This window comes from Nonomuraea sp. LPB2021202275-12-8 (assembly GCF_037044575.1).
In the GTDB taxonomy this organism is placed as follows: domain Bacteria; phylum Actinomycetota; class Actinomycetes; order Streptosporangiales; family Streptosporangiaceae; genus Nonomuraea.
Window position 1 is genome coordinate 611,439 of the sequence record NZ_JBAHWD010000001.1, and the last position, 24,008, is coordinate 635,446.

The 24,008-nt window shown below is 70.4% G+C and carries 22 protein-coding genes; 12 read left to right on the top strand and 10 right to left on the bottom strand.

The genetic code is table 11. The features are described from left to right. The first annotated feature begins 86 nt into the window (after positions 1-86). The 3 genes from V5E28_RS02885 (at position 87) to rocD (ending at position 2,702) form a co-directional block, all read left to right on the top strand. Complete coding sequence (locus V5E28_RS02885) at positions 87-572, top strand: Lrp/AsnC family transcriptional regulator (protein ID WP_336204678.1); 486 nt, start codon at positions 87-89, stop codon at positions 570-572. Positions 573-695: 123 nt separating this feature from the next. Further along, positions 696-1,493, top strand: a complete 798-nt coding sequence (ddaH, locus tag V5E28_RS02890) for a dimethylargininase (protein WP_336204681.1) — start codon at positions 696-698, stop codon at positions 1,491-1,493. Next, positions 1,494-2,702, top strand: a complete 1,209-nt coding sequence (rocD, locus tag V5E28_RS02895) for an ornithine--oxo-acid transaminase (protein WP_336204683.1) — start codon at positions 1,494-1,496, stop codon at positions 2,700-2,702. It begins immediately after the preceding gene. A gap of 147 nt (positions 2,703-2,849) precedes the next feature. Here the strand turns inward: rocD and V5E28_RS02900 are convergent, their stop codons facing one another. Beyond that, the gene (locus V5E28_RS02900; protein WP_336204685.1) at positions 2,850-3,566 is read right to left on the bottom strand and encodes a class I SAM-dependent methyltransferase; all 717 of its coding nucleotides are present in this window, start codon (positions 3,564-3,566) and stop codon (positions 2,850-2,852) included. Between the two features lie 22 nt (positions 3,567-3,588). Further along, a complete protein-coding gene (locus tag V5E28_RS02905; RefSeq protein ID WP_336204686.1) occupies positions 3,589-5,145 on the bottom strand; it encodes an alkaline phosphatase D family protein in 1,557 nt (518 codons plus the stop codon). A 222-nt stretch (positions 5,146-5,367) separates the two neighbouring features. Here V5E28_RS02905 and V5E28_RS02910 point away from each other — a divergent pair, with 222 nt between their 5' ends. Then, complete coding sequence (locus V5E28_RS02910; protein WP_336204688.1) at positions 5,368-6,645, top strand: Glu/Leu/Phe/Val family dehydrogenase; 1,278 nt, start codon at positions 5,368-5,370, stop codon at positions 6,643-6,645. A gap of 34 nt (positions 6,646-6,679) precedes the next feature. On the opposite strand, the gene V5E28_RS02915 is transcribed toward V5E28_RS02910, so the two are convergent. Then, positions 6,680-7,114, bottom strand: a complete 435-nt coding sequence (locus V5E28_RS02915) for a MarR family winged helix-turn-helix transcriptional regulator (RefSeq protein ID WP_336204689.1) — start codon at positions 7,112-7,114, stop codon at positions 6,680-6,682. A gap of 49 nt (positions 7,115-7,163) precedes the next feature. On the opposite strand from V5E28_RS02915, the gene V5E28_RS02920 reads away from it, so the two are divergent. From V5E28_RS02920 to V5E28_RS02935, 4 genes are read left to right on the top strand one after another with little or no spacing between them, the layout of a single operon-like run. Then, complete coding sequence (locus V5E28_RS02920) at positions 7,164-8,243, top strand: substrate-binding domain-containing protein (RefSeq protein ID WP_336204691.1); 1,080 nt, start codon at positions 7,164-7,166, stop codon at positions 8,241-8,243. A 55-nt stretch (positions 8,244-8,298) separates the two neighbouring features. Further along, a complete protein-coding gene (locus tag V5E28_RS02925) occupies positions 8,299-9,666 on the top strand; it encodes an APC family permease (protein WP_336204693.1) in 1,368 nt (455 codons plus the stop codon). Then, positions 9,663-10,670 (top strand): acetamidase/formamidase family protein, encoded by a 1,008-nt coding sequence (locus V5E28_RS02930; protein WP_336204695.1) that lies wholly within the window; start codon positions 9,663-9,665, stop codon positions 10,668-10,670. The genes V5E28_RS02925 and V5E28_RS02930 overlap by 4 nt, the downstream gene beginning before the upstream one ends. A gap of 52 nt (positions 10,671-10,722) precedes the next feature. After that, entirely contained in the window at positions 10,723-11,559 is an 837-nt protein-coding gene (locus V5E28_RS02935) for a trypsin-like serine peptidase (RefSeq protein ID WP_336204697.1), read from the top strand. Here V5E28_RS02935 and V5E28_RS02940 read toward each other — a convergent pair. From V5E28_RS02940 to V5E28_RS02950, 3 genes are read right to left on the bottom strand one after another with little or no spacing between them, the layout of a single operon-like run. Beyond that, complete coding sequence (locus tag V5E28_RS02940; protein WP_336204698.1) at positions 11,534-12,430, bottom strand: Gfo/Idh/MocA family protein; 897 nt, start codon at positions 12,428-12,430, stop codon at positions 11,534-11,536. The two genes, V5E28_RS02935 and V5E28_RS02940, sit on opposite strands and share 26 nt — an antisense overlap. After that, the gene (locus V5E28_RS02945) at positions 12,427-13,338 is read right to left on the bottom strand and encodes an NAD-dependent epimerase/dehydratase family protein (RefSeq protein WP_336204700.1); all 912 of its coding nucleotides are present in this window, start codon (positions 13,336-13,338) and stop codon (positions 12,427-12,429) included. Before V5E28_RS02945 ends, V5E28_RS02940 begins: the two co-directional genes overlap by 4 nt. Before the next feature lie 2 nt (positions 13,339-13,340). Continuing rightward, complete coding sequence (locus V5E28_RS02950) at positions 13,341-13,721, bottom strand: YrdB family protein (RefSeq protein ID WP_336204702.1); 381 nt, start codon at positions 13,719-13,721, stop codon at positions 13,341-13,343. An 87-nt stretch (positions 13,722-13,808) separates the two neighbouring features. Between V5E28_RS02950 and V5E28_RS02955 the strand changes: the two genes are divergently transcribed. Then, positions 13,809-14,504, top strand: a complete 696-nt coding sequence (locus V5E28_RS02955; protein ID WP_336204704.1) for a TetR/AcrR family transcriptional regulator — start codon at positions 13,809-13,811, stop codon at positions 14,502-14,504. On the opposite strand, the gene V5E28_RS02960 is transcribed toward V5E28_RS02955, so the two are convergent. Genes V5E28_RS02960 through V5E28_RS02970 form a run of 3 tightly spaced genes read right to left on the bottom strand, consistent with a single transcriptional unit; the run spans position 14,501 to position 18,820 of the window. Then, on the bottom strand, positions 14,501-15,091 hold the full coding sequence (locus tag V5E28_RS02960) for a TetR/AcrR family transcriptional regulator (protein ID WP_336204705.1): 591 nt from the start codon (positions 15,089-15,091) through the stop codon (positions 14,501-14,503). The two genes, V5E28_RS02955 and V5E28_RS02960, sit on opposite strands and share 4 nt — an antisense overlap. Before the next feature lie 10 nt (positions 15,092-15,101). Beyond that, on the bottom strand, positions 15,102-17,441 hold the full coding sequence (locus V5E28_RS02965; RefSeq protein WP_336204706.1) for a PEP/pyruvate-binding domain-containing protein: 2,340 nt from the start codon (positions 17,439-17,441) through the stop codon (positions 15,102-15,104). Next, positions 17,438-18,820: an MFS transporter gene (locus V5E28_RS02970; protein WP_336204709.1), complete on the bottom strand. Its 1,383-nt coding sequence runs from the start codon at positions 18,818-18,820 to the stop codon at positions 17,438-17,440. The genes V5E28_RS02965 and V5E28_RS02970 overlap by 4 nt, the downstream gene beginning before the upstream one ends. 242 nt (positions 18,821-19,062) lie before the next feature. Here V5E28_RS02970 and V5E28_RS02975 point away from each other — a divergent pair, with 242 nt between their 5' ends. The 3 genes from V5E28_RS02975 to V5E28_RS02985 all read left to right on the top strand — a co-directional run bounded on the left by V5E28_RS02975 (position 19,063) and on the right by V5E28_RS02985 (position 22,069). Beyond that, the gene (locus V5E28_RS02975; RefSeq protein ID WP_336204710.1) at positions 19,063-19,305 is read left to right on the top strand and encodes a hypothetical protein; all 243 of its coding nucleotides are present in this window, start codon (positions 19,063-19,065) and stop codon (positions 19,303-19,305) included. Then, positions 19,302-21,485 (top strand): hypothetical protein, encoded by a 2,184-nt coding sequence (locus tag V5E28_RS02980; RefSeq protein ID WP_336204712.1) that lies wholly within the window; start codon positions 19,302-19,304, stop codon positions 21,483-21,485. The genes V5E28_RS02975 and V5E28_RS02980 overlap by 4 nt, the downstream gene beginning before the upstream one ends. 104 nt (positions 21,486-21,589) lie before the next feature. Then, positions 21,590-22,069: a hypothetical protein gene (locus tag V5E28_RS02985; protein WP_336204714.1), complete on the top strand. Its 480-nt coding sequence runs from the start codon at positions 21,590-21,592 to the stop codon at positions 22,067-22,069. Positions 22,070-22,192: 123 nt separating this feature from the next. Here the strand turns inward: V5E28_RS02985 and leuA are convergent, their stop codons facing one another. Beyond that, positions 22,193-23,899: a 2-isopropylmalate synthase gene (leuA, locus tag V5E28_RS02990; protein ID WP_336204716.1), complete on the bottom strand. Its 1,707-nt coding sequence runs from the start codon at positions 23,897-23,899 to the stop codon at positions 22,193-22,195. Positions 23,900-24,008 lie beyond the last annotated feature (109 nt).

A 24,008-nucleotide genomic window follows, 5' to 3' on the forward strand; every position in this document is an offset into this window, starting at 1 on the left:
CGCAACCTTCCGGCCAGCAGTGAAGCGCCCAGTCTCCCCTGGTTCGGTCGTCGCGCGCCACACGGCCGAAGCTGTATACAGAGCCCGTGGAACTGGACCGGCTGGACCGTGACATCATCGCCGCGCTCGTCGAGGACGCTCGGGCGACCTACGCCGACATCGGCCATCAGGTGGGGCTGAGCGCCTCGGCAGTCAAACGGCGGGTGGACCGGTTGCGCGACAGCGGCGCGATCACCGGCTTCAGCGCCCGGGTGGCGCCGCAGGCTCTGGGCTGGACCACCGAGGCGTACGTCGAGCTGTTCTGCCAGGGCAAGACCAAGCCGTCCGACATCGCGCTGGCCGTGGCCAAGTTCCCGGAGGTGGTCGGCGCGGCCACGATCACCGGTGAGGCGGACGCGCTGCTGCACATCCGCGCCACCGACGTGCGCCACGTGGAGAAGGTGATCGAAAGGATCGCGGCGCAGGCTTTCGTGGTGCGGACCAAGAGCTCGATCGTGCTCTCCAGGCTGGTCGACAGCCCTCCCGGGAGCGCTTTGGCGGAGCCGCGCAACGGATCGCCGGTCCCGGGCTGAGACTCGCAACAAACCCGCACCTACACGCAATACCGCCCTCTTACCTGCGGCAACGCTGTTTCTTATGCTGTGCTCGGTCCCCCACCTGAGGACGTTTCCCCACGTAGAACGACGGAGCCCTGCATGCCCAGACACTTCCTGATGTGCCGCCCGGATCACTTCACGGTCGAGTACGCGATCAACCCGTGGATGCATCCCGAGGCCGGCGCCGATCGCGACGTCGCGATCCGGCAGTGGGAGGGTCTCAAGGCGGTGTACGAGAGCCTCGGTCACCGGGTGAGCCTGATCGACCCCATCGAGGGGCTGCCCGACATGGTCTTCGCCGCCAACGGGGCGCTGGTCGTCGACGGCCGCGTCTACGGCGCCAGGTTCGCCTTCCCCGAGCGGGGGCCGGAGGGCCCGGCGTACCTGCGCTGGTTCGTCGAGCGCGGGTACGAGACGCTGGAGGCCACCCACGTCAACGAGGGCGAGGGTGACTTCCTCACTCTCGACGAGGTCATCCTCGCAGGCACCGGCTTTCGCACCGACATCACCGCGCACCACCAGGCACAGGAGTTCCTGGGCCGTCCGGTAGTCTCGTTGTCGCTGGTAGATCCGCGTTTCTACCACCTCGACACGGCCCTGTTCCCCCTCGACGGCCGCAACGTCGCCTACTACCCCGGCGCCTTCTCCGAAGGCAGCCGGCAGGTGCTGCGCCGGATGTTCCCGGAGGCCGTGCTCGCGACGTCGGACGACGCCGAGGTGCTCGGCCTCAACGCGGTCAGCGACGGCACCAACGTGGTGATCAACTCTGAGGCCGGCGACCTTCAGCTCGAGCTGAAGCGGCGCGGCTACGAGGTGATCCCGGTCGATCTGTCGGAGCTTCGCAAGGCAGGTGGCGGCCCCAAGTGCTGCACACTGGAGATCAGGGGGGAGATCTGAATGACCACCAGCGCAGAGCTCATTGAGGTCAGCGAGCGCCGCAGCGCGCACAACTACCATCCGCTGCCCGTCGTGATCCACGAGGCGCACGGCGCCTGGGTCACCGACGTCGAGGGCAGGCGCTATCTGGACTTCCTGTCCGGCTACTCGTCGCTCAACTTCGGCCACGGCAACGCCAAGATCATCGAGGCGGCGCAGGAGCAGCTCAAGCACCTGACGCTGACCAGCCGCGCTTTCTACCACGACCAGTTCGCCAGGTTCAGCGCCGGGCTCGGCGACCTCACCGGCAAGGACATGATCCTGCCGATGAACACCGGCGCCGAGGCGGTGGAGACCGCGATCAAGGTCGCCCGTAAGTGGGGCTACCTGGTCAAGGGGGTCGAGCGGGACAAGGCCAACATCGTCGTGATGGAGGACAACTTCCACGGTCGCACCACGACGATCATCAGTTTCTCCACCGACGAGGACGCCCGCGCCGACTTCGGCCCGTACACGCCGGGCTTCACGGTCGTGAAGTACGGCTCCGCGGAGGCGATCAGGACGGCCATCGACGCGAACACGGTCGCGGTGCTGATCGAGCCGATCCAGGGCGAGGCCGGCGTGCTGGTGCCGCCGGACGGCTACCTCACCCAGGTGCGCGAGATCTGCACCGAGAACAACGTGCTCATGATCGCCGACGAGATCCAGTCCGGCCTCGGCCGCACCGGGGAGACGTTCGCCTGCGACCACGAGGGCGTGGTGCCGGACATCTACGTCCTGGGCAAGGCCCTGGGCGGCGGCGTCGTCCCGGTCTCGGCCATCGCCGCGAACGAGGACGTGCTCGGCGTGATCAAGCCTGGCCAGCACGGCTCCACGTTCGGCGGCAACCCGCTCGCGTGCGCCGTCGGCAACGCCGTCATCGACCTGCTCAACACCGGCGAATACCAGGCCAGGGCCGCCCGGCTCGGCGAGGTCCTGCACGAGCGGCTGCGCGGCCTGATCGGCCACGGTGTGGTGACGGTACGCGGGCGGGGCCTGTGGGCGGGCGTCGACATCGACTCGTCGCTGGCCACCGGCCGCGAGGTGTCCAAGGCGCTGCTGGCCCGCGGCGTGCTGGCCAAGGACACCCACGGCTCCACGATCCGGCTCGCGCCGCCCATCGTGATCTCCGAGGAGGACCTCCTCTGGGCGGTCGACCAGCTCGCCGACGCGATCGCCTCGTTCCGCTGACAACCCGGTACGGCCCGCGCCCCCTCAGGGACGCGGGCCGTACCGCGCGCGGACCAGCCGTCGTCCTCCACCCTCGAAGTAGGGTCCGAAGAGGGCCCGGCCAACGGTTGTGGCACTCCTGAGCGGCCACCACGTCCCCGGTTTCCGCTATCTCCGCAGGCGCCACGCCAGCAGGCCCTCAGGAGCCTCGGCGGGCGCGAATCCGACTGCTTCGAGCTCGGCGTCCAGCCGCCACCTGGGGGGCCGGTGACTCTCGCTGACGACCTCGTCCTCGCTGATCAGCACCCCGCGCTGCCGGATCTGGTAGAGGAAGCGCGAGCGGACCAGCTCGCCCTCGACCGCCAGCACCTGCCCCTGGATCTGGTAGAGGTGCCTGCCGACCCCGTAGGAGCCCATCAGCTCCGGCTCGCCGGGCACGGGCGCTTTCCTGTCGCGCCAGTCGAGCACCAGCGTCCCTCCCGGCCGGAGCTGCCTGGCGAGGACCTGCCAGAGCGCCGCGCGGCCGGGGGCGTCGAAGGACTGCAGGACCGCGATCATCACCACCGCCTCGACAGGCTCGTCGACGTCCACGTCCAGCGCGCCGTACGGCAGCACGGTCACCCGGCGCAGCAGGTCGGGGCGCTCGGCGAGCCGGGACACCAGCACCGAGCGCATGACCGGCGACGGCTCGACGGCGTAGACCTCGCCGGTGGTCGCGCGGGCGATGACCTCGGTGATCAGCCCGGTGCCGGCGCCGATCTCCATGACGCCGCCTCGCAGGCCGTGGAGCACCGCCGGCAGTGACTCGCGGACCCTCGGCACGTGCCCGTCCTCGTGCCACAGGTCGTAGAACGGCACGGCGACGGTGTATTGGTCGTTCTTCACAAGCACCGAACGATATTCGTCCTCATTCGACCCGCACAGAGCCGACCTGCCTGATGTCGTCGCCGGTGGAGTCGTACCAGGTGGCCTCGGCTTCGGGGAAGGTGAGCGTCGCGATCGCGTTCTGGAACCACGGCCCCTTGATCACTCCCCACCTGAACGGCGGCTTCGGCACCCTGGCCATTCGCGCCAGCAGGCCGCCGACCAGCGTGGCGACGCCGAACTGGGTCAGCACGTTGGCCCAGCGCAGCACCCGGCTGAGCGGGTTGCGGATCGGCGAGCAGACGATCTGGTAGACCGGGCCGGTGCGGGCCTTGGAGACGTAGGAGTAGTGCACGTCGCCCGACAGCACCAGGACCGGCTTGCCCAGCCCGATCAGCAGCCTGGCCAGGTCGTCGAACGAGCGCCTGAACGCGGCCCAGTGCTCCAGGTCCACGGCCTGCCGGAAGATCTCCGACAGGCGCGCCACCACGGGCCCCCACGCGCCGTCGCAGAGCGCCTCGTTCCAGTTCTGCACGCCGTGCACGCCCTCGGGCAGCAGGAACGGGATCGACGAGCCGATGATCAGCCGGTCGGCGGGCTGGGAGGCCTGGTCTTCGAGCCACGCCCACTCCACCGGGTCCAGCATCCGGCGGTTGCGCGGCGTGAGCTGCCTGGCGCACCGGGTGTCGACCATGACGAGCCGGCTGTGGCCGAGGTCGCGGGCGTAGCTCCACCGGTTGCTGGACGGATCGGCGTCCGCCCGGGCCGCGAAGGAGTCGAGCGCGGCGGCGCCGTCCTCGCCGCTCTCCATCAGCATGCGCAGCAGCGGGTCGTCCGCGCGCTCCTGCGGCGAGAGGTTGCCGAGGTGCTGGTAGACCCAGTACGCGCCGAGCCCGGCGACCACCCGGCGCTGCCACCAGCTCGTCTTGGCCATCTGGTGGCGCCAGGTCAGGGAGGTGTTCCAGTCGTCGCGCAGGTCGTGATCGTCGAAGATCATCGCGGTCGGGACGGTGGACAGCACCCACTGGATGTCGGGATCGGTCCAGGCCAGGCGGTAGAGCTCGGCGTACTCCTCGAAGTCGGCGATCTCGTTCTTGGGCTCGGTGTCCCTGCGGGAGTGGATGAACTCGAGCATCTCGGGCGAGGGACCGTCGGCGTAGACCTGGTCGCCGAGGAGCAGCAGGAGGTCCGGACCCGGATCGGCGTCCGTCTTCGCCAGATGGACGCCGAGGGACCGCAGCACGTCGTGACCGTGGGTGAGGATGTGCGCCGCGTCGTGCGGCACGCTGGTGCGGCATGAGCCGAACGCGATCGTGCGCGGTCCTTCGGCCGGGAACAGCCGGATCCGGCTGGGCGGCCGCCCTTCCAGCGGCCACACCTCCTCACCGTCCAGCTTTACGGCATAGGGGGCCGCTTCCTGGGAAAGGTCTGTGATGTCGACGAACGCATAGTGGTGACCGTGGACGGTGAAGGTGGGCGACTTGTAGGGCCGGCCGCCTGCCTCCACGGTGACCTCGCAGGGCTCTTCGGTCTCCACGAAGATCGAAGCGCTGGCAGAATCGACATAGCGCAGCATCGGCCCGATCACCAATGCGGGCATTAAACCCCCCGGCTAAACAGTTCGGCACACATAGGGCCACAAGCCTGCCAGAGTGTCGCGTCCGGAGCATCTTGATCAGCGGCTCGGCCTCTGAACTGCAGCAGAACCCTAGGCAACAACAAACACCCCGCTCTAGGCTGATCACGACAAGTACGCCCATAAGGGTTTAGGCAACGGCGCCTTACCCAATTTTTGGGCATCCATAACAGGAGGACCTCTTCCATGAGCGTCATGGTGCCGTCAAGGACGCCGGCACAGATCACACCTGGCCGACAGGCCCTGGATTCCGCTCTCTACCAGCTCGGCCAGGCCGCCGAGCATCTCGGGCTCGACGACGGGCTCCACACGATGCTCGCCACGCCCCGCCGCTCGCTGACCGTCTCGGTCCCGGTACGGCGCGAGGACGGCCGCATGGACGTCGTGCAGGGCTACCGGGTGCAGCACAACGTCTCCCGCGGCCCGGCCAAGGGCGGCATCCGGTTTCATCCCGGCACCGACATCCACGAAGTCACCGCGCTCGCCATGTGGATGACGTGGAAGTGCGCGCTGGTCGGCATCCCGTACGGCGGCGCCAAGGGCGGCGTGGCCGTGGACCCGACCGCGCTCACCACCCGTGAGCTGGAGCGGCTGACCCGCCGCTACGTCAACGAGATCCTGCCGATGATCGGCCCGGAGAAGGACATCCCGGCCCCCGACGTCGGCACCGACGAGCAGACCATGGCCTGGATCATGGACACCTACAGCGTCAACGCCGGCTACGCGGTGCCCGGCGTGGTCACCGGCAAGCCGGCGACGCTGGGCGGCTCGCTCGGCCGGTCGGGCGCGACCTCGCGCGGCGTCCAGATCGCGGCCCTGTCCGCGCTCGGCCACGCGCCGGACGGCGTGACGGTCGCGGTGCAGGGCTTCGGCAAGGTCGGCGCGCTCGCCGCCCAGTACCTCGCCGACGCCGGCTGCAGGGTCGTCGCGGTCTCCGACGTCTCGGGAGCGGTGCACGCCCCCGGCGGCCTCGACATCGCCGACCTGCGCGCCTGGGTGGCCGAGTCCGGCCAGGTGCTCGGTTACCGCCACGCCGACGCCCTCGGCCACGACGAGCTGTTCGAGCTGGACGTGGACGTGCTGGTGCCCGCGGCACTCGAAGGCGCGATCACCGAGACGAACGCGCCGCGCGTGCGCGCCCGCCTCGTCGTGGAGGGCGCCAACGGCCCCACCACTCCCGAGGCGGACGAGATCCTCGCGGCCAACGGCACCGTGGTGGTGCCGGACATCCTGGCCAACGCCGGCGGCGTGATCGTGTCCTACCTGGAGTGGGTGCAGAACATGCAGGCCTACTCCTGGAGCGAGGGCGAGGTCGGACGCAGACTGCACGAGCTCATGCAGAGCGCCTACGGCGAGGTCAAGTCGCTGGCCGCCGAGCGGGCCCTGTCACTGCGCCAGGCGGCCCACGTCATCGGGGTCGGCCGGGTGGCCGAAGCCCACCAGATGCGCGGCCTCTACCCGTGACGTCGGGGCGGGCCCGCTCCGGCGGGTCCGCCCGCTAGGCCCGGTCGAGCTCTTCCACCAGCGACTCCAGGTCCAGCATCAGCCGCTCGGTGCGCTCCGGGCCGAAGGCGGCGGCGATGAGCCGATGGTGCTCGGCCACCGCGCCGTCCACCCGGGCCAGCAGGTCGGCGCCCCGGTCGGCGAGGAAGACGGCCACCCGGCGCCGGTCCCCCGCCGACGGGCCCCGATAGACCAGCGCCCGCTCGATCAGCCGGTCGACCGCCTTGGTGAGCGTCGGGTGCGGCATGAGCACGGCCTCCGCCAGGTCGCCCATAGAGTGCCCGCGCCCGTCGCCCAGGGCCCGCAGGATGCGCGACTGCTCCACGGTGACGTCCTCGCCGGCCAGCGCCGCGGCCATGCCCCGGTTGACGCTGCGCTCGGCACGGCTGAGCAGGTACGCCAGGGAGGACCCGAGCCCGGTGGTAGCCATCAACGTCGGTCCTTTCACCTGTGAGCTATCCAGGAGGATACTCGTCGTCGTGGCGGCGATCGTCGATCCCTTCGAGGCGCGACTCCTGCCCACCGGGGCGCTCCGGATCGCTCTCGTGGTGCCCGTGTCCGGCGTGCTCGGCATGGTGGGCCCGTGCGCGATCAACTGCGCCCTGCTGGCCGCCGACGAGCTCAACACCGTGGGCGGCGTGCTCGGCAGGCCGGTCGAGCTGGTGCTGGTCGACGGCGGGCGCGCGGCTCGGGCCGTGGCGGCCGAGGTGAGCGGGCTGGTGGGGGCCAAGGCCGTGCACGCGGTGGTGGGGACCCATGCGAGCGATGTCCGGCTGGCGGTCGTCAGGGCGATCGGCGGCAGGGTCCCGTTCGTCTACGCGCCACCGTACGAGGGCGGCGGGCACGCCCCGGGCGTCTACTTCCTCGGCGAGACCCCCGGCAGGCAGCTGGAGCCCGGCATCGAGTGGCTGGTCGGGGCGAGGGGCGCGCGGCGCTGGTTCCTGCTGGGCAACGACTACGTCTGGCCGCGCCTGGTGCACCGTAGCGCCCGCACCCGGCTGCGCGCGCGGGGCGCCGCCGTCGTGGGCGAGCGGTTCGTCAGGTACGGCGAGGCGGCGCGCTGGCTGGACCGGGTGGCCGACGCCCGGCCGGACGCGATCCTGCTCACCCTGATCGGCAGCGACCTGGTGGCGTTCAACCGGGCCTACGCGGCCGCCGGGCTGGGCTCGGCCCGGCTCTGCGGGGCGCTGGAGGAGCACGGGCTGCTCGCCATCGGCGGCGACGGCACCGGCGAGCTGTATGCCTCGATGGGCTACTTCCGTGGCCTCGGCACGGACGCCAGCGTGGACTTCGCCGAGCGCTACGCGGGCCGGTTCGGGCCGGACGCGCCCATGCTCAACGCGCACGGGCAGGGCTGCTACGAGGCGGTGGCCATGTTCGCGGCCCTCGCCGGGCGGGCGGGGACGCTGGCCGTTCCGGCGGTGGACGCCGTCGCGGACGGGACCACGATCACCAGCGCGCGGGGACCGCTGACGCTGGTGAATCGGCAGGTCAGGCAGCGGGTACACCTCGGCAGAGCGGACGGGCTGGATTTCTTTCTACAGAAATCTTTTCATTAGAAAACATTACCTCTAGGGTGACGAATCTCCCCCCACGGACAGAGGAGCCGTCCCCATGAGCACCATCGAGCAGTTCGGCTACCGACAGGAGCTCCAGCGCTCCCTCGGCTTCGCCGACCTGATGATCTACGGGCTGATCTTCATGGTGCCGATCGCCCCGTTCGGCATCTTCGGCACCGTCTTCGCGATCTCGGGCGGCATGGTCGCGCTGGCATACGTCATCGGGCTGGTCGCGATGGCGTTCACCGCGCTGTCGTACGCGCAGATGGCCCGCGCGTTCCCGATGGCGGGCTCCGTCTACACCTACGCGGGCCGCGGCATCGCCGCCCCGGTCGGGTTCATGGCCGGCTGGGCGATCCTGCTGGACTACCTGCTCGTTCCGACTCTGCTCTACCTGGTGGCGAGCACCGCCATGAACTCGTTCCTGCCCGCGGTGCCGGTGTGGGCCTGGCTGATCGCCTTCGTCCTGCTCAACACCATCGTCAACTACCTCGGCATCCAGATGACGGCCCGGATCACCCGGATCATGCTCGCCGCCGAGCTGGTCGTGCTCGCCATCTTCCTGGTGGTCGGCGCGATCGCACTGGCCCAGGGCAGGGCCACCGCGGGCGCGCTCACCCCGCTCTACGACTCCTCGTCCTTCTCCTGGACACTCGTCCTCGGCGCCGCGTCGGTCGCGGTGCTGTCGTTCCTCGGCTTCGACGGCATCTCCACGCTGGCCGAGGAGAACCGGGAGGACGCGCGCAGGCTCGGCCGCTCCATGGTCGCCGCGCTGGCGCTGGCCGCGGTGCTGTTCGTGGTGCAGACCTGGGTGGCGGCGCTGCTCGTGCCGGACAGGGCGGCGCTGCTCGCCCCGGACGCGAGCCTGGACAACGCCTTCTACGACACGGCCACGTACGCGGGCGGCCCCTGGCTGGGGGTGCTGTCCGCCGTGGCGACCGCGATCGCGTGGGGCTTCGCCAACTCGCTCGTCGCTCAGGCCGCCACCTCCCGCCTGCTGTTCGCGATGGCCAGGGACCGCCAGCTGCCGTCGTTCCTGGCCCGCGTCCACCGCAAGCACCGGGTGCCGGTCAACGCCACCTTCGCCGTCGCGCTGGTGTCCCTGGCGCTCGGCGTCGGGCTCAGCTTCTACGCCGACGCGATCGGGCTGCTCAGCTCGATGGTCAACTTCGGCGCGATGACCGCGTTCCTGCTGCTGCACATCGCGGTCGTGGTGCACTACGTGGTCCGGCAGCGCAGCCGCAACTGGCTCGCGCACCTGGTCCTGCCGGTGATCGGCTTCGCCGTGCTGGTGCTGGTCGTGATCAACGCGTCCGTCGCGGCCCAGGTGCTCGGCTTCATCTGGCTCGGCGTCGGGCTGATCGTGGCGATCGTCCTGTCCGCCCTGGGCCGCCGGCCCGCGATGCCCTCGGAGGTCTCATGAACGTCGTCTCCTACCGTCCCGCGCCGGAGGAATACAGCTACACCTTCGGCGGGCGGCCCGCCGTGGGCAAGATCCGGCCCGGCACCATCATGGAGCTGTTCACCGAGGACTGCTTCGCCGGCCGCGTCCAGTCGGTCGACGACCTGCCGTCCCAGGTGTGCGAGTTCCCCTACCTCAACCCGGTCACCGGCCCCTTCCACGTCGAGGGGGCCGAACCGGGCGACACGCTGGCGCTGCACTTCGTCTCGATCACCCCGGCCAGGGACTGGGCCGTCTCCAGCACCTTCCCGCACTTCGGCGCGCTGACCGGCACCCACACCACCGCCATGCTGCAGCCGCCACTGGAGGAGCGCGTCTGGCGCTACGACCTCGACGTGGCCAGGGGCGTCGCGGTCTACCACGCCCGGAACAGCGACTACAGCGTGGAACTGCCGCTCGACCCGATGCACGGCACGGTGGGGGTGGCGCCGGGGGCGAACGAGGTCCGCATGACGATCACCCCCGACGCGCACGGCGGCAACATGGACACCCCCGAGCTGCGCGCGGGCGTCACGGTCTACCTGGGCGTCAACGTCGAGGGCGGGATGTTCTCCATCGGCGACGGCCACGGCCTGCAGGGCCACGGCGAGGTGTGCGGCACCGCGGTCGAGGCGGCCATGAACACGGTGGTGGCGGTCGAGCTGATCAAGGGCGTGCTCACGCCGTGGCCGCGCATGGAGGACGACCTGCACCTGATGTCCACCGGCTCGGCCAGGCCCCTGGAGGACGCCTACCGCATCAGCCAGCACGACCTGGTCACCTGGACGTCCACGCTGACCGGCCTGGACACGCTCGACGCCTATCAGCTCGTCAGCCAGGCCGGGCAGGCACCGGTGGGCAACGTGTGCGACACCAACTACACGATGGTCGCCAAGCTGCCGAAAACCTGCCTCGGCACCCCGCAGGTGTACGAGTCCGCGCACGCGCGGCTGCGCGCGCTGGCCGCCCAGTACACAGTTAGGTAAACACTGATGTCGCAGGTCAGAGCAGTGATCGTTTCCTGCTAGAAGTGGGTACGTGTTCAGGTTGGTGCTCGCTCTGGCCCTGCTCGACCCGGCCGCCGTCACGGAGGTGTCGCATCGCAACATCCCTCTGCACAAGGTGCTCACCCCCGACGGCGACCGGCTGGGTTACGCCCCGGTGTCCCGCCCCTTCACGGGCGCACGGCGGCTGACCGGAGTCCTGGTCGGGCGCGATCCCGCCACGGGCACGCATCTGATGTGCGGCGGCGCGGTGCTCAGCTCGCGCAGCCGCAGCCTGGTGCTGACGGCCGCGCACTGCCTCTACCACCAGGGCCGGATGCTGCGCCGGCTCGCCTTCCTGCCGGCCTACGACCGGGGCAGCCCGCCGCTGGGCGTCTGGCCGGTGGTGCGGACGTGGGTGCCGGCCCGCTGGCGCGGCCGGCCGTACTCCGCCGACCTGCTGCCGTACGACGTCGGTCTGGTGGGGGTGGCGACCGCGGAGCAGCGGCCGCTGGAGGACGTGACGGGGCGGGGGCTGCGCCCCCTGGCCACCGGCAAGGGCACTTCGCTGCGAGGGCTTGAGCTGCTCGGCTATCCGAAGGGCAAGCGGTATCCGGGCACCCGGATGTACCGCTGCCTGGGCGACGCGGTGGAGGGCGCCGAGAACGGCCCCGGGGTACTGGTGACGCGCAACTGCCACGCCGCCGCGGGCGGCAGCGGCGGCCCCGCCGTGTACGGCGGTGCGGTGGCGGGGGTCGTCTCCTCCTCCAGCCCGCTGAGCGACACCAACGGCTTCACCGTGCTCACCCGGCTCGGCGGCAAGTTGTTCGCCCGCATGTACGAGGAGGCCGACCGGTCCATGCGGCTCAGGCGGGAGGCAGGCTCGCCATGACGATGTCCTCGCAGATGGCATGGGTGACCAGCGCGTCGTCCGCGGTGATCAGCCGGTCGTCGCGGACGGCGGCGAGGAACTCCAGGCAGATCTGCTCGATTCCGCGCTGGCGGGCGACCGGCACCCAGTCGGGCCGCCTGGTCAGGGTCTCCCCTCCCGCGTAGTCGATCACGTCGCCCAGGTTGACCACCCGGCGCTTGACGCCCGCGCCCATGACCTCGCAGGTCTCCTCGCTCGCGCCGCTCATCCGGTTCATCACCCCGATGGCGGTGAAGCCGTCGCCGGACAGCTCCAGCACGATGTGCTCCAGCAGCCCGCCGTCGGTGCGGGTGCGGATGCGGGTGCCGGTGACCGGCCCGGGGACCAGGAACCTGAGTGTGTCGACCACGTGGATGAAGTCGTCGAACACCGCCCGGCGCGGGTCGTCGGGGTGGTTGTCGCGGTTCTTCTCCATCAGCACGAGATGGCGGGGAAGCTCGGCGAGCCCCTTGTAGCCGGGGGCGTGGCGCCGGTTGAAGCCCGCCATCAGCGATCTGCCCTCCTCGCGCGCGAGCCGGGAGAGCCGCTCGGAGTCGGCCAGGTTGTCGGCGATCGGCTTGTCCACGTAGACGTGCACCCCGGCGCTGAGCAGCGCCTCGACGATCTCGGGGTGGGCGCTCGTGGCGGCGTGCACGAACGCCGCGTCGATCCCGGCCTTGATCGCCTCGTCCACGGACGTGGAGCGGCCGGTGACCCGGTAGGTCTCGCCGAGCCGCTCCAGCCTGGCGCTGTCGCGGGTGCACAGGTGCAGGTCGAGGCCTGGCTGGGCGGACAGCACGGGAAGGTAGGCCTTCTCCGCGATGTCGCCCAGGCCGATCATGGCGATTCTCATGCGCCGAGCGTAACCTTGAGCGCCTCGTCCATGGGGGTCGGCGCGACCCTGAAGGTCCGCTGGAAGGCCGAGGAGTCGAGCTCGTACGGCGCCACGAACTGATAGCGGGTGTGCGCGAGCTCCCCCACCATGGGCGAGAAGAGACCCATGGTTCGCACCAGCGGCCACGGCAGCGTCCGAATCTTCGGCGCCGGGCGGCCGAGCAGCGCCGCCATCCGCTCGCCGATCTGCCGGAAGCTCAGCGGCTCGGTGGTGGGCACGTGCCACGGCCGGCCCCAGGCGCGCTCGTCACCGCCCGCGACGATCAGCGCGTCCGCCACGTCGGGCAGGTATGTCCAGCTGTGCGGGAGGTCGGCGGGCCACAGCAGCGAGATGGTCCTGCCCGCCCTGAGCGGCACTAGGAAGCGATCACCGAGGTAGGACTGGTCGGTCGCGCCGGGGCCGAAGTAGTCCGAGCCGCGCACCTCGGTCATCCTGATGCGGCCCGCCTGGTGCGCGGCCAGCGCGTCGGCCCACATCTTCGCCCGCACCTGGGCCTTGGGGCTGGTCGACGACAGCGGCAGGTCCTCGGTCATCGGCCCGGTGACGGGACCGTACGGGTAGAGGTTGCCGAGCATCACCAGCACCGCGCCGGTCGCCTCGGCGGCGGCCAGGAACGACTCGGCCATCGGCGGCCAGTCGGTGAGCCAGCGGTGATACTGCGGGTTCACGCAGTTGTAGAGGACGTCCGCGCCCTTGGTGACCTCGGTCAGCCGGGCCCTGTCGGCGACGTCGGCCGCCACCTTCCTGGCGCCTGCCGGGCCGCGGCCGGAGCGGGTCACCACGGTGACCTCGTGCCCCTGGGCGATGAGCTTGGTGGCCAGATGCGTGCCGACCTGGCCGGAACCGACTACGACGTGCTTTCCCATGATCAAGCCTGCTTCCAGATGATGCGGAGGACCGCGTTGAGGATGAAGAGTGCGGCGAAGACGGCAGCCGGGGTCACGGCTCCGGCGGCGTAGAGCGCCAGGGCGCCGCCGCCGAACCAGACGATCTCCAGGACGACGCGGGCGGCGCCGATGGCCGGGAAGGTGGCGTTCTCGCCGCCGGCGGCGCCGAACAGCGCCCACGCGGCGATGAACAGGGCGGGCACGCCGAGCCCGGCCAGCACCTTGATCGCCCAGTTGGAGCTCACGGTGAAGCCCCAGTAGCCCGTGGAGGCCAGCACGCCGAGCTCCAGCAGGAACATCAGAGCCATGTTGGCGCCCTTGGCGATGGCGAGCATTTCGTCCTCCTGGTGACTGTCGTTCACTTACGAGAGCAATGCTCTCCCAAAAGAGCACAGCTCGTCAAGAGCGGTGCTCTCTTTTCTGTTCGACGCTCTGGTAGCGTGCTCGGCATGACAGCGAGCCGTACCGCGAGAGAACGCGTCAGAGCCGAACTGACCAGGGAGATCACCGACATCGCCCGCCGTCACCTCGCCACCGAGGGGGCGGGCGGCCTGTCGCTGCGCGCCGTGGCACGCGAGATGGGCATGGTGTCGTCGGCCATCTACCGCTACTTTCCGAGCCGCGACGACCTGCTCACCACGCTGATCATCGACGGCTACAACGCGCTGGGCGAGGCCGTCGAGCAGGCCGACGCCGCCCGCCCGCGCGACGACTTCGCCGGCCGCTGGCTGGCGATCTGCCACGGCGTGCGTGATTGGGCGCTGGCGCACCCGCACGAGTACGCGCTGCTCTACGGCTCACCCGTGCCCGGCTATCACGCGCCGCAGGACACCATCGCGGCCCGGCTGCGCGACGTGACGGTGCTCGGGCTGCTCGTCTCGCAGGCCCACGACGCCGGCGCGATGGACCCGCCCGCCCTGGTGGGCCCTCCCCCGGCCTCGCTGCGGCCCGACGCCGACAACCTCCGCACCCTCATGACCGGCGCGCCCGACGAGCTGGTCTTCCGCGCGATCACCGCGTGGACCGCGCTGTACGGCTGGGTCAGCTTCGAGCTCTTCGGCCAGATGGAGAACACCATCGACGAGCGGCGCACGGCCTTCGAGCACGCGATGCGCCTCGTGGGCGCGACGATGGGGTTGCGCTAGGGAGCCCTCAGCAGCGGGACCATGACCTCGTCGACGACGTCCACGATGAGCTGGTCGGGGATGGGCGGGCCGTGGAAGAGGAAGTGCTGCCTGATCAGCGCCTGGCCGGAGTCGAGGCGGCGCGGCGTGACGGCGGCCGGATCGACCTCGCCGCGCTCGACGGCACGCCGGACGATGTCGGCCATCATCTTCCGGCTCGCGCCCTGCGAGTTCTCCCGGAAGGTCCTGGCGACGGACTCGTCCCGCAGCACCTCGCTGAGCAGTCCGCGCATCGCCTCGCCCGCCGGCCCCGACAGTGCCGCCGACGACCGCCGCAGCACGTCGAGCAGGTCCTCGCGGAGGCTGCCGGTGTCGGGCACGGAGACCAGGTCGGGCAGCGAGTGATAGACGGCCGCCATGACCAGCTCGATGCGGGTGGGCCAGCGACGATAGAGCGACGCCTTGCCGGCCCCGGCGCGCTCGGCGACCCCCTCCATGGTGAGCTGGGCGTACCCCACCTCGGCGAGCTCGTCGAGGGCCGCCTGAAAGATGGCGGAGCTGAGCGCCTCGCCACGGCGGCGCGGCTGTTTGCGGTGGTCGGTGACCATGACAGGAATCCTACGGAGCCGCCGCCGTGACCCGGCCGGCGTCGCCGTCCACGGTCACGAGCCGGCCGTCCGTCAGCACGGAGGTCCCGTCGCCGGTGCCCATGACCGCCGGGATGCCGTACTCCCTGGCCACGATGGCCGCGTGCGAGGCGCTGCCGCCGGCGTCGACCACCACGGCGGCGGCCCGCTGGAACAGCGGCGTCCACGACGGGTTGGTGTAGGGGCAGACGAGCACGTCGCCGCCGTCGAGCCGGCCGAACTCGGACGGATCCCGGATGATCTTCACCGGGCCGGTGGCCGTCCCGGCGCTCGCGGGCGCGCCCACGACGAGCGCGTCCCCCATCTCCCGGGCCGGGAAGACCGCTCTGGGGTCGATGAGCCGCACGCCCGCGAGCTCCTCGCGCCTGGCCGACCTGGCGGTCACCCTCGCGCGCAGCTCCCGCCCGGCGACGGCGCCGATCCCGGCGCCGTCCTCGATCCGTTCCAGCTCCTCCAGCCGCAGGTGGAAGACGTCCTGCGGGGCGTCGAGCACCCCGGCGTCACGCAGCCGGCGGCCCATCTCCACGAGCGACCTGCGCAGGACGGGCAGCGGCAGGGTGAAGTAGAAGTGGCTGTCCTCGCGGAAGGCGACGCCGTCGCGGGCCGCCCGCACCCAGCCAGCGATCCTGGCGCGGCCGCGCCTGCCGCGCAGGAGGGGGTGGGTGAGCAGCCGGTCCAGCGCGTCCTGTCCGGCGGCGGCGGGGGCGGGCGGCTCGGCCGCCAGCAGCCTGACCAGGTCGAGCACGGTCTCGGGGGCGTCGGCCCAGGTGGGTGGGGTGAGCAGGAGCGGGGTGGCGGTCTCGCGGTGGCCGTACTCGGCCAGGAAGGCCTGGAGCTTCGTCTCGAAGGCCGCGGGCAGCCGCTCGCCGTCGAGGGCGCCGGTGAGCCTGGCCTCCTCGGCCAGCTCCTCCAGGGCATGGTTGGCGTCCGCGGTGCGGGTGCGCCCGCCGGCGATCAGGGCGCTGAAAAGCCTGCCCCTGCCGAGCAGCTTGACCGCCAGCAGCAGCCGCAGCAGCGCCAGGCCGCTGGCGGGCAGGTAGTCGATGCGCAGGCCGGCCACCGGCTGCACGGCGTCGAGCGCCATCCTCGGCACCCGGGCGAGCTCCGGCCAGGGCAGCGCACCCAGGTCGAGGGCGGCGAGCTCGCGCGTCCTGCCGAGAAAGGCCTGGAAGCGCGGGTCGTCCGTCCACCGCGCGGGGTCGTACCGTCTGGCCTTGGCGGCCAGGCGGAACGGTGCCGTCAGCACGCGCGGGCTCGGACGCGGCGCCGGCGGCACCATCCGGTAGACGACGCCGTCCTCCTCCCGCAGGAAGCCCTCGAACGCGCCGTGCAGCCCGAAGTACTCCGTCACCTGAGCCATCAGGCCCGCCGGGCCGTACGGGAGCCAGGTGGACATGTCGATCGGGTAGGGCCGCACCGGCACGTACTCGATCAGGACCGAGCCGAGCTTGCGCCGCATCGGGTTGAGCCGCCCCAGCGGCGGGGGCGGGAGCGCGGTCATCGGCCGGGCCTGGACCAGGCTCACCTCGCCGCCCGCGTAGGTCCACTCGATGTCCTGGGGCCGGCCGAAGTGGGCGGCGACCGCGGTGCCGAGCCCGGCCAGCTCGCGCAGCACGGCGCCGGGCAGCGGCTCGGACTCGGTGCCTGCCCCCTTCTCCCGGGTGACGCCGCCGCCCGCCGCACCTCTGATGACCACCTCGCGGCGGCCGGGCGTGCACGCGGCGACCTCGCCCGAAGGGCCGAGCACGTAGTGGTCGGGGGTGACGAGGCCGGAGACGACGGCCTCGCCCAGCCCGCTGCCGGCGTCGACCACGAGCTGCCCGCGATGCCCGGTGACGGGGTTCGCGGTGAACATCACCCCCGCCGTCTCGGCCTCCACCATCCGCTGCACGACCACGGCGATGCGCACGCCGGCGTGGTCGATGGCGAGCCTGTCGCGGTAGGCGACGGCGCGCTCGTTCCAAAGCGAGGCCCAGCACCGGCGCACCGCGTCGACGAGCGCGTCCTCGCCGATGACGTTGAGGTAGGTGTCCTGCTGCCCGGCGAACGCCGCGCCCGGCAGGTCCTCGGCGGTGGCGCTGGATCGCACCGCCACCGCTCCGCCGCCGAGCTCGGCGTACGCGGCGGCGATCTCCTGGCGCAGCTCGTCGGACACCTCGGCGTGCTCGGGGTCATAGGCGTCGGTGGTGACGACGAAGCCGTCGGGCACCGGGAAGCCGTTGCGGATCAGCTCCCCGAGGTTGGCCCCCTTGCCGCCCGCCAGGGCGAGGTCGCCGCGGCCGAAGGCACGCAGGGGTGCGACAAGTTTCATGATCTCTCCTGGGCGTACGCGGTGGTGCGGAGGGGACGCGCGGGCAGTGCGAGTGCGAGCAGGAAGGCCACGCCCAGCAGCGGCGCCATGGCGGCGAACACGAGCGGCACGGCGTCGGCGAAGGCGGCCCGCACGCTCTCGGGCAGCCGCGACGGCGTGGCGGTGAGGACGCCGCCGGCGAACTGCCGGGTGATGAGCGCCCCGACGAGGGCCACCCCCGCGGAGGCGCCGATCTGGCGCAGGAACGTCACCGACGACGTGGCGGTGCCCAGATCGGCGTAGTCCACGGCGTTCTGCGTGGCCAGCACCATGACCTGCATGACCAGCCCGACGCCGAGCCCGATCAGCAGCATCACGCCCGCGAGCGCGGCCGCGTCGCCGGCGGCCGCCGGCAGCAGCGCCAGCCCGGCCGCCGCCACCGCAGTGCCCGCCACCGGGTAGCCCTTGTAGTGGCCGGTCCTGGTGATGAGCCTGCCGGAGACGATCGTGGTGGCCAGCACGCCGGCCATCAGGGCGGTGACCAGCAGCCCCGCCTGAGTGGCCGAGGAACGCAGCGCGATCTGGAGGTATGCGGGCATGTAGGTGAGGGTGCCGAACAGGGCGAACCCGATGAGCAGGCTGATCGTCACGGGTACGGCGAACGCGCGGTCCTTGAACAGCCGCAGCGGCAGGATCGGATCGGCGGCGAACCGGGCGCTCACCAGCCATGCCACCAGCCCGGCCAGCGTGACGACGAGGAAGGCGGGGTTTCTGGTCTGCCCCAGCATGACCACGCCGACCACGGCGACGGCCAGCGTGAGCGCCCCCGCGACGTCGATCGGGGCGCGGGAGACGGGCTTGGGCAGCTTCAGCGTGGCGGTCAGCACGGCGAACGCCAGGAGCCCGAGCGGCGGGTAGACGGCGAAGATCCACCGCCATCCCACGGTGTCGATGAAGAACCCGCCGAGCAGCGGCCCGCCCACGGCGGCGACGATGTACGCCGCCCCGATCATCCCCAGGTAGCGGCCACGCTCGCGCGGGCTGACGATCTCCCCGATGATCGCCTGCGCGCCGATCATCAACCCACCGCCCCCGACGCCCTGCACCGCCCGGAACGCGATGAACTGCGGCATCGTCGAGGCCATCGAGCACAGGACGGCGCCGGCGACGAACACCACGATCGCCACCTGCATCAGCGGTTTGCGGCCGAACCGGTCGCCGAGCTTGCCGTACACGGGCATGACCACGGTCGCGGCCACCAGGTAGGCGCTGATCACGGCGGGCATCTGCTCGAGGCCGCCGAGGCTCCCGGCCACGGCGGGGAGCGCCGGCGCCATGATCGTCTGGTCGAGCGCGCCGAGCAGCATCGCGAGCATCAGCCCTGAGAGCACGAGCGCCATACCTGGTCACCCCTTAGAGAACGAGCCGTTCTCTAAGAAGAGTAAGCGCTGCACGTAAGAAACGCAACGTTCACTAAGTGGCCTCACATAGTGCAGGTGACTGTCGCCGCCCATTTCCGGACCGAAACGGCCATACCCTTCACCGGCAATGAGCTTGTCCTGCTGACCTGCCGTTGATCCGACGCGGAAGACGCCGCCTCCTGATCTAATTCTCGTGCAGCGAGCCGTACGAGGGGATCAACGTGGCTGACCTCGATCGCGAGGCGATACGGGCCGTGGCGCAGCGGATCCAGCGCCTGTCGGACGAGCACTGGTGGGCGCTCGATCCGTCCTGCCGCCTGATGGACGGCGACGCATGGGTGGGGTCGGCAGGTGCTCGGTTCGACGCCCAGCTTCGGGCGGATCAGCAGGAGCTTCGCAGCATGCTCGCGCAGGCCGTGGACAGCGCGCACCAGAAGCTGGGCTCGCTCCCGGACGAACCATGACGGAGTTCAGCGGGGTCAGGCAGCCCGCGTTCGACGCCATGGCGGGCAAGCACACCGAGGCGGCCAGGCGGCTGGAGGAACTGGCGCGGGCCCTGCACAGCGAGCTGCGCAGCGCCGGACTGGACGCCTCGCCGGCGATACGACTGCGGGAGCTGGCCGGACGGGTCACCACGCAGGCCGAGGACCTGCGGCGGCGGCAGAAGCTGGTCCACGAACTGCAGCGGCAGAAGGTCACCTTCGGCCTGAGCACACCCGCCGGGAGCTTCCTGGAGATGCCTGACGGCTTGGACGCGGCCAAGGGGCTGCTCGACGGGGCGCTCGCCGGTCGCGCCGCGCTGGACGCCGCGAACGGGGACGCGCAGGCACTGGTGGAGCTGGAGTGGTACGCCTCACGGACCGGGGACGCGGAGTTCGTCAAGGCGTTCCTCGGCGCCCTGGGCGCCCGGGGCGTGACGCGGCTGCCCGGCTCCCTCGCCACGCGGCTGCGCGACGCCGACTCCGCCCAGCTCTCGACATCGAGCAGGAACGTCCTGCGCATGCTGAGCACGGCCCTGGCCCGAGGGACCGACCCGAGGAATCCCGCGTACGCGGGCGCAACCTTCCTCCAGGACCTGGCCAAGGAGGGCCGCGCCGAACACGAGACCGGTGACATCAAGTACTCGGGCTACCAGGCCCAGGCGCTCATCTGGAGTGCCCACGACGGCAGGACGCCGTTCTCGAAGGAGTTCATGGAAGCCGTCGGGCGTGACGTGATCGTCTACGAGCACGAGCAGTGCAAGGACCGATGGGCGGCGGGCAAGGACTGGCTGGGCCGCACCTTCGCGGACGCCCAGATCCCCATAGTCGACCTGGCCGGCGCGCTCGGCCTCGGCACCCTGCTGAGACCGGGGACGCATGCCGGCGTCCCGGGCGCGAAGGGCAGGTCATCGGTGGTGGACGACCTGTTCCACGCGGCGAGGTCCAGCCGGGAGGCGTCCCATGCCCTGCTGGACCACACCCCGGCGGGGTGGAAGGAGTCCGTGCTGGACTACCTGCTCACGACCCGATGGGATGCCGCCCGCTACCTGGACGACCACGCGCCGTTCAATGACCTGCTGGTCACCGCGACGACCGGCCGGGACGCGACCTCGCAGAAGCTGGCCGCCGAGATGACCAAGATCGTCGCGGACGAGGTGCGCGGCGCCTTCGGCAAGGCCGCCGACGGCAACCTGGAGATCCGGGACAGGGAGGCGTTCGATCGGTACGCGTCGCTGAGCTACCCCCTGGCCCGAGCGATCGCCGCCAACGTCGACCAGCTCTCCCGGCTCTACCTGAACCATGCGACCTTCGGCGAGGTCGCGGCCCAGGACATGTCCTACGCGCTGGCGCTGGCCACCTCTCACGACGCGGGGTTCGAGGCGCTGGTGAGAGCGCAGACCGAACACATGCGAGCAGCGCTCGACACCGTACCCCCGGTCGGCCTCGACGCCTCCAACGCCGAGCAGCTCGGATTCACGGAGGCCGACGTCAAGGCGTTCGACCTCAATGAGAATGGATGGGTCGACAAAGCCGACGCCAAGCAGTTCCTGACCGACCGGACCGTGGAGGAGGCAAGTCCCTTCACCTATATCGTGGAGATCCGCCGCCAGATGCTGATCGCCCAAGGGCTGGACGGCAAGAAGGCGGATGAGTCGCTGAAGGCCATGGTGGGCGACGCGATAGGACTGCTCCCGGTGCCGGGAGCCAGGCAAGTGGGCGAGTTGGCAGCGGGAGCATTCGGCGAGCTGCTAAGCAAGGGGTACGACAAGCTCGCCGGAGCCACGTACAACGAAATCGCCGAGAAGGTCGCCCAGCGGATGTCCGAACACGGACGGGAACTGGATGAGACCTACCGTGCGCTAGCGGACAACCGGCTGGCGGTGGAGAGACTAGCGGAGCAGATGCTCGCCACTGCCATGCTGAACAAGGGCATGCTCGACGACGCCTACAGGAAAGATCGGATCTTCGCGACCGGAATTCCGTCTACGATCAAGCCCTTTGCCGAAATGAGTCCGCAGGAATACAGCAGCTTCCTTGCATGGGTGCGGAAGAAGGGTGGAAGCAGTGATCTGCTCGATCGTTTTAGCGGCGACCTCAGCAGCGTCAGTGCGGTAAACGCTAATCTCGGGCTTGGCATTTCCTCCCCCGGAGGTGGCGAATGAGGCGTTCTCGCCCAGCTGCCGCCCTGATGGCTCTCGTACTAGTCGCCGCGGCCTGCGATCCGGAGAATGACACTGTCTCCATACCGGCTCCGCCCTCCCAACCGATGATGGATGCCTCGCCATATGTCTGCAAGCTTATCCCCGAGCAGGCCTTTCGCTTGGCGAGCGGTGTAAAAGCACCCCTCTCGGAGAAAACGGCCGGCAATGAGGAAAGCGGTGAATGCTGGTCCCCTGATACGAAGCCTCATCCCCTTGAAGTGGGCTGGTTGCAAGTGGGCGGTGGGACAAGCCAGGAGCATATGGACTTTCTACTCGATGACCGGCGTAGCCTTTACACACGGCATGGCGGGGTCACCCTTCCTACCGATCTCGGTGCTGGCATGGCCGCCTACCTGACGAATGGCCTTTTGGCCGACCAGCCGTACCGGGTGAGCGCGAAATTCCGCTGCGGCGGCAAAGAACGACTCCTGGACATCTACTTGTCCCAGGTCGCCAAAGGCAGAGACGGAATCAAAGATCTGACCGACCTCATGCGCATCGCCCAGAGACGCTACGGCGAGGTGTACGACTGCGTTCCCGGATAACGACCCGACCGCGCCGCCCCGTGATCGGGGGACGCGGTCGAGTGAGGGGCGCCTGGCCTTGTGGGCGTGCGCCGGTCACCGGGCACCGCAGATCGTGCGGGGTCCGGTGCGGAAACGGGGTGGTCAGCGGGCGGTGCGGTTGACCGCGGAGATGACCGCCTTGAGGGAGGCGGTGGTGGTGTTGGCGTCGATGCCCACACCCCACAGGACCTGGCCGTCGACGTCGCACTCCAGGTAGGAGGCGGCCTTGGCGTCGGTGCCCGCGCTCATGGCGTGCTCGACGTAGTCCAGCACCCGCACCTTGATGCCGACGCCGGCGATGGCGTCGATGAACGCCGAGATGGGGCCGTTGCCGACGCCTTCGATCTCGCGGATCTCGCCGTCTACGCGCACGTCGGCGTTGATGCGGTCCTTGTCGTCGACGGTGGACTCGTGGCGGTGCGCCATCAGGCCGAGGCGGCCCCAGCGGTTGTGCGGGGTCGGCAGGTACTCGTCCTGGAAGATGGAGTACATGGCGGCCGGGCTGATCTCGCCGCCCTCGGCGTCGGTGCGGGCCTGCACGACCTTGGAGAACTCGATCTGCAGCCGGCGCGGCAGGTCGAGCTGGTGGTCGGCCTTCATGATGTAGGCGACCCCGCCCTTGCCGGACTGGCTGTTGACGCGGATGACCGCCTCGTAGGTGCGGCCGATGTCCTTGGGGTCGATCGGCAGGTAGGGCACGGCCCAGGTGAACTCGTCCACTGGCAAGCCGGCCGCGTCCGCGTCGCGCTCCAGGTGCTCGAAGCCCTTCTTGATGGCGTCCTGGTGGGAGCCGGAGAAGGCGGTGTAGACCAGCTCGCCGCCCCAGGGGTGGCGCGGGTGCACGGGCAGTTGGTTGCAGTATTCGGTGACGCGGCGGACCTCGTCGATGTCGCTGAAGTCGATCTGCGGGTCGACGCCCTGGGAGAACAGGTTCATGCCCAGCGTGACGAGGCAGACGTTGCCGGTGCGCTCGCCGTTGCCGAACAGGCAGCCCTCGATGCGGTCGGCGCCGGCCATGTAGCCCAGCTCGGCGGCGGCCACGGCGCTGCCCCGGTCGTTGTGCGGGTGCAGCGACAGGATGATCGAGTCGCGGTGGGCCAGGTTGCGGTGCATCCACTCGATCTGGTCGGCGTAGACGTTGGGTGTGGCCATCTCCACCGTGGCGGGCAGGTTGACGATGACCTTGCGGTCGGGGGTGGGCTGCCACACCTCGTTGACGGCGTCGCACACCTCTACGGCGTACTCCAGCTCGGTGCCGGTGAACGACTCCGGCGAGTACTGGAACCGCACGTCGACGTCGCTGGCGTCGGCCAGCTTCTTGACCAGCTTGGCGCCCTCGACGGCGATCGCGGTGACGCCGTCTCTGTCCATGCCGAAGACCACCCGGCGCTGCAGGGTGGAGGTGGAGTTGTACAGGTGGACGATGGCCTGCTTGGCGCCCTGGATCGACTCGAAGGTGCGCTCGATCAGCTCGGGCCTGGCCTGGGTCAGCACCTGGATCACCACGTCGCCGGGGATCCGGTCCTCTTCGATGATCTGGCGTACGAAGTCGAAGTCGGTCTGCGAGGCGGCAGGGAAGCCCACCTCGATCTCCTTGTAGCCCAGCTTCACCAGCAGCTCGAACATCTGGAGCTTGCGGTGGGCGTCCATCGGGTCGATCAGCGCCTGGTTGCCGTCACGCAGGTCGACCGCGCACCAGCGCGGGGCCTCGGTGATGACCTTGTCAGGCCAGGTGCGGTCGGTCAGCCGGATCGCTTCGAAGGGCTGGTAGCGCTGGAACGGCATCGGGCTGGGCTGCTGAGCGGTCATGTCGGGTGCTCCTCGTCGGTCGAGTGGAAGCGGCCGACGCGCATGACAGGCTCCGCGGCGAGGGAGCCGGCCTAGTGGCCCCCGCCGCGGCAGCTAAGAAGGAGTCCGC

What these genes read in the sequence shown, in the direction of transcription:
- ddaH (WP_336204681.1), top strand. Translation starts at nt 696, where the DNA reads ATGCCCAGACACTTCCTGATGTGCCGCCCGGATCACTTCACGGTCGAG.
- rocD (WP_336204683.1), top strand. Translation starts at nt 1,494, where the DNA reads ATGACCACCAGCGCAGAGCTCATTGAGGTCAGCGAGCGCCGCAGCGCG.
- V5E28_RS02905 (WP_336204686.1), bottom strand. Translation starts at nt 5,145, where the DNA reads ATGCCCGCATTGGTGATCGGGCCGATGCTGCGCTATGTCGATTCTGCC.
- V5E28_RS02910 (WP_336204688.1), top strand. Translation starts at nt 5,368, where the DNA reads ATGAGCGTCATGGTGCCGTCAAGGACGCCGGCACAGATCACACCTGGC.
- V5E28_RS02915 (WP_336204689.1), bottom strand. Translation starts at nt 7,114, where the DNA reads ATGGCTACCACCGGGCTCGGGTCCTCCCTGGCGTACCTGCTCAGCCGT.
- V5E28_RS02925 (WP_336204693.1), top strand. Translation starts at nt 8,299, where the DNA reads ATGAGCACCATCGAGCAGTTCGGCTACCGACAGGAGCTCCAGCGCTCC.
- V5E28_RS02930 (WP_336204695.1), top strand. Translation starts at nt 9,663, where the DNA reads ATGAACGTCGTCTCCTACCGTCCCGCGCCGGAGGAATACAGCTACACC.
- V5E28_RS02940 (WP_336204698.1), bottom strand. Translation starts at nt 12,430, where the DNA reads ATGAGAATCGCCATGATCGGCCTGGGCGACATCGCGGAGAAGGCCTAC.
- V5E28_RS02945 (WP_336204700.1), bottom strand. Translation starts at nt 13,338, where the DNA reads ATGGGAAAGCACGTCGTAGTCGGTTCCGGCCAGGTCGGCACGCATCTG.
- V5E28_RS02955 (WP_336204704.1), top strand. Translation starts at nt 13,809, where the DNA reads ATGACAGCGAGCCGTACCGCGAGAGAACGCGTCAGAGCCGAACTGACC.
- V5E28_RS02960 (WP_336204705.1), bottom strand. Translation starts at nt 15,091, where the DNA reads ATGGTCACCGACCACCGCAAACAGCCGCGCCGCCGTGGCGAGGCGCTC.
- V5E28_RS02965 (WP_336204706.1), bottom strand. Translation starts at nt 17,441, where the DNA reads ATGAAACTTGTCGCACCCCTGCGTGCCTTCGGCCGCGGCGACCTCGCC.
- V5E28_RS02970 (WP_336204709.1), bottom strand. Translation starts at nt 18,820, where the DNA reads ATGGCGCTCGTGCTCTCAGGGCTGATGCTCGCGATGCTGCTCGGCGCG.
- V5E28_RS02980 (WP_336204712.1), top strand. Translation starts at nt 19,302, where the DNA reads ATGACGGAGTTCAGCGGGGTCAGGCAGCCCGCGTTCGACGCCATGGCG.
- V5E28_RS02985 (WP_336204714.1), top strand. Translation starts at nt 21,590, where the DNA reads ATGATGGATGCCTCGCCATATGTCTGCAAGCTTATCCCCGAGCAGGCC.
- leuA (WP_336204716.1), bottom strand. Translation starts at nt 23,899, where the DNA reads ATGACCGCTCAGCAGCCCAGCCCGATGCCGTTCCAGCGCTACCAGCCC.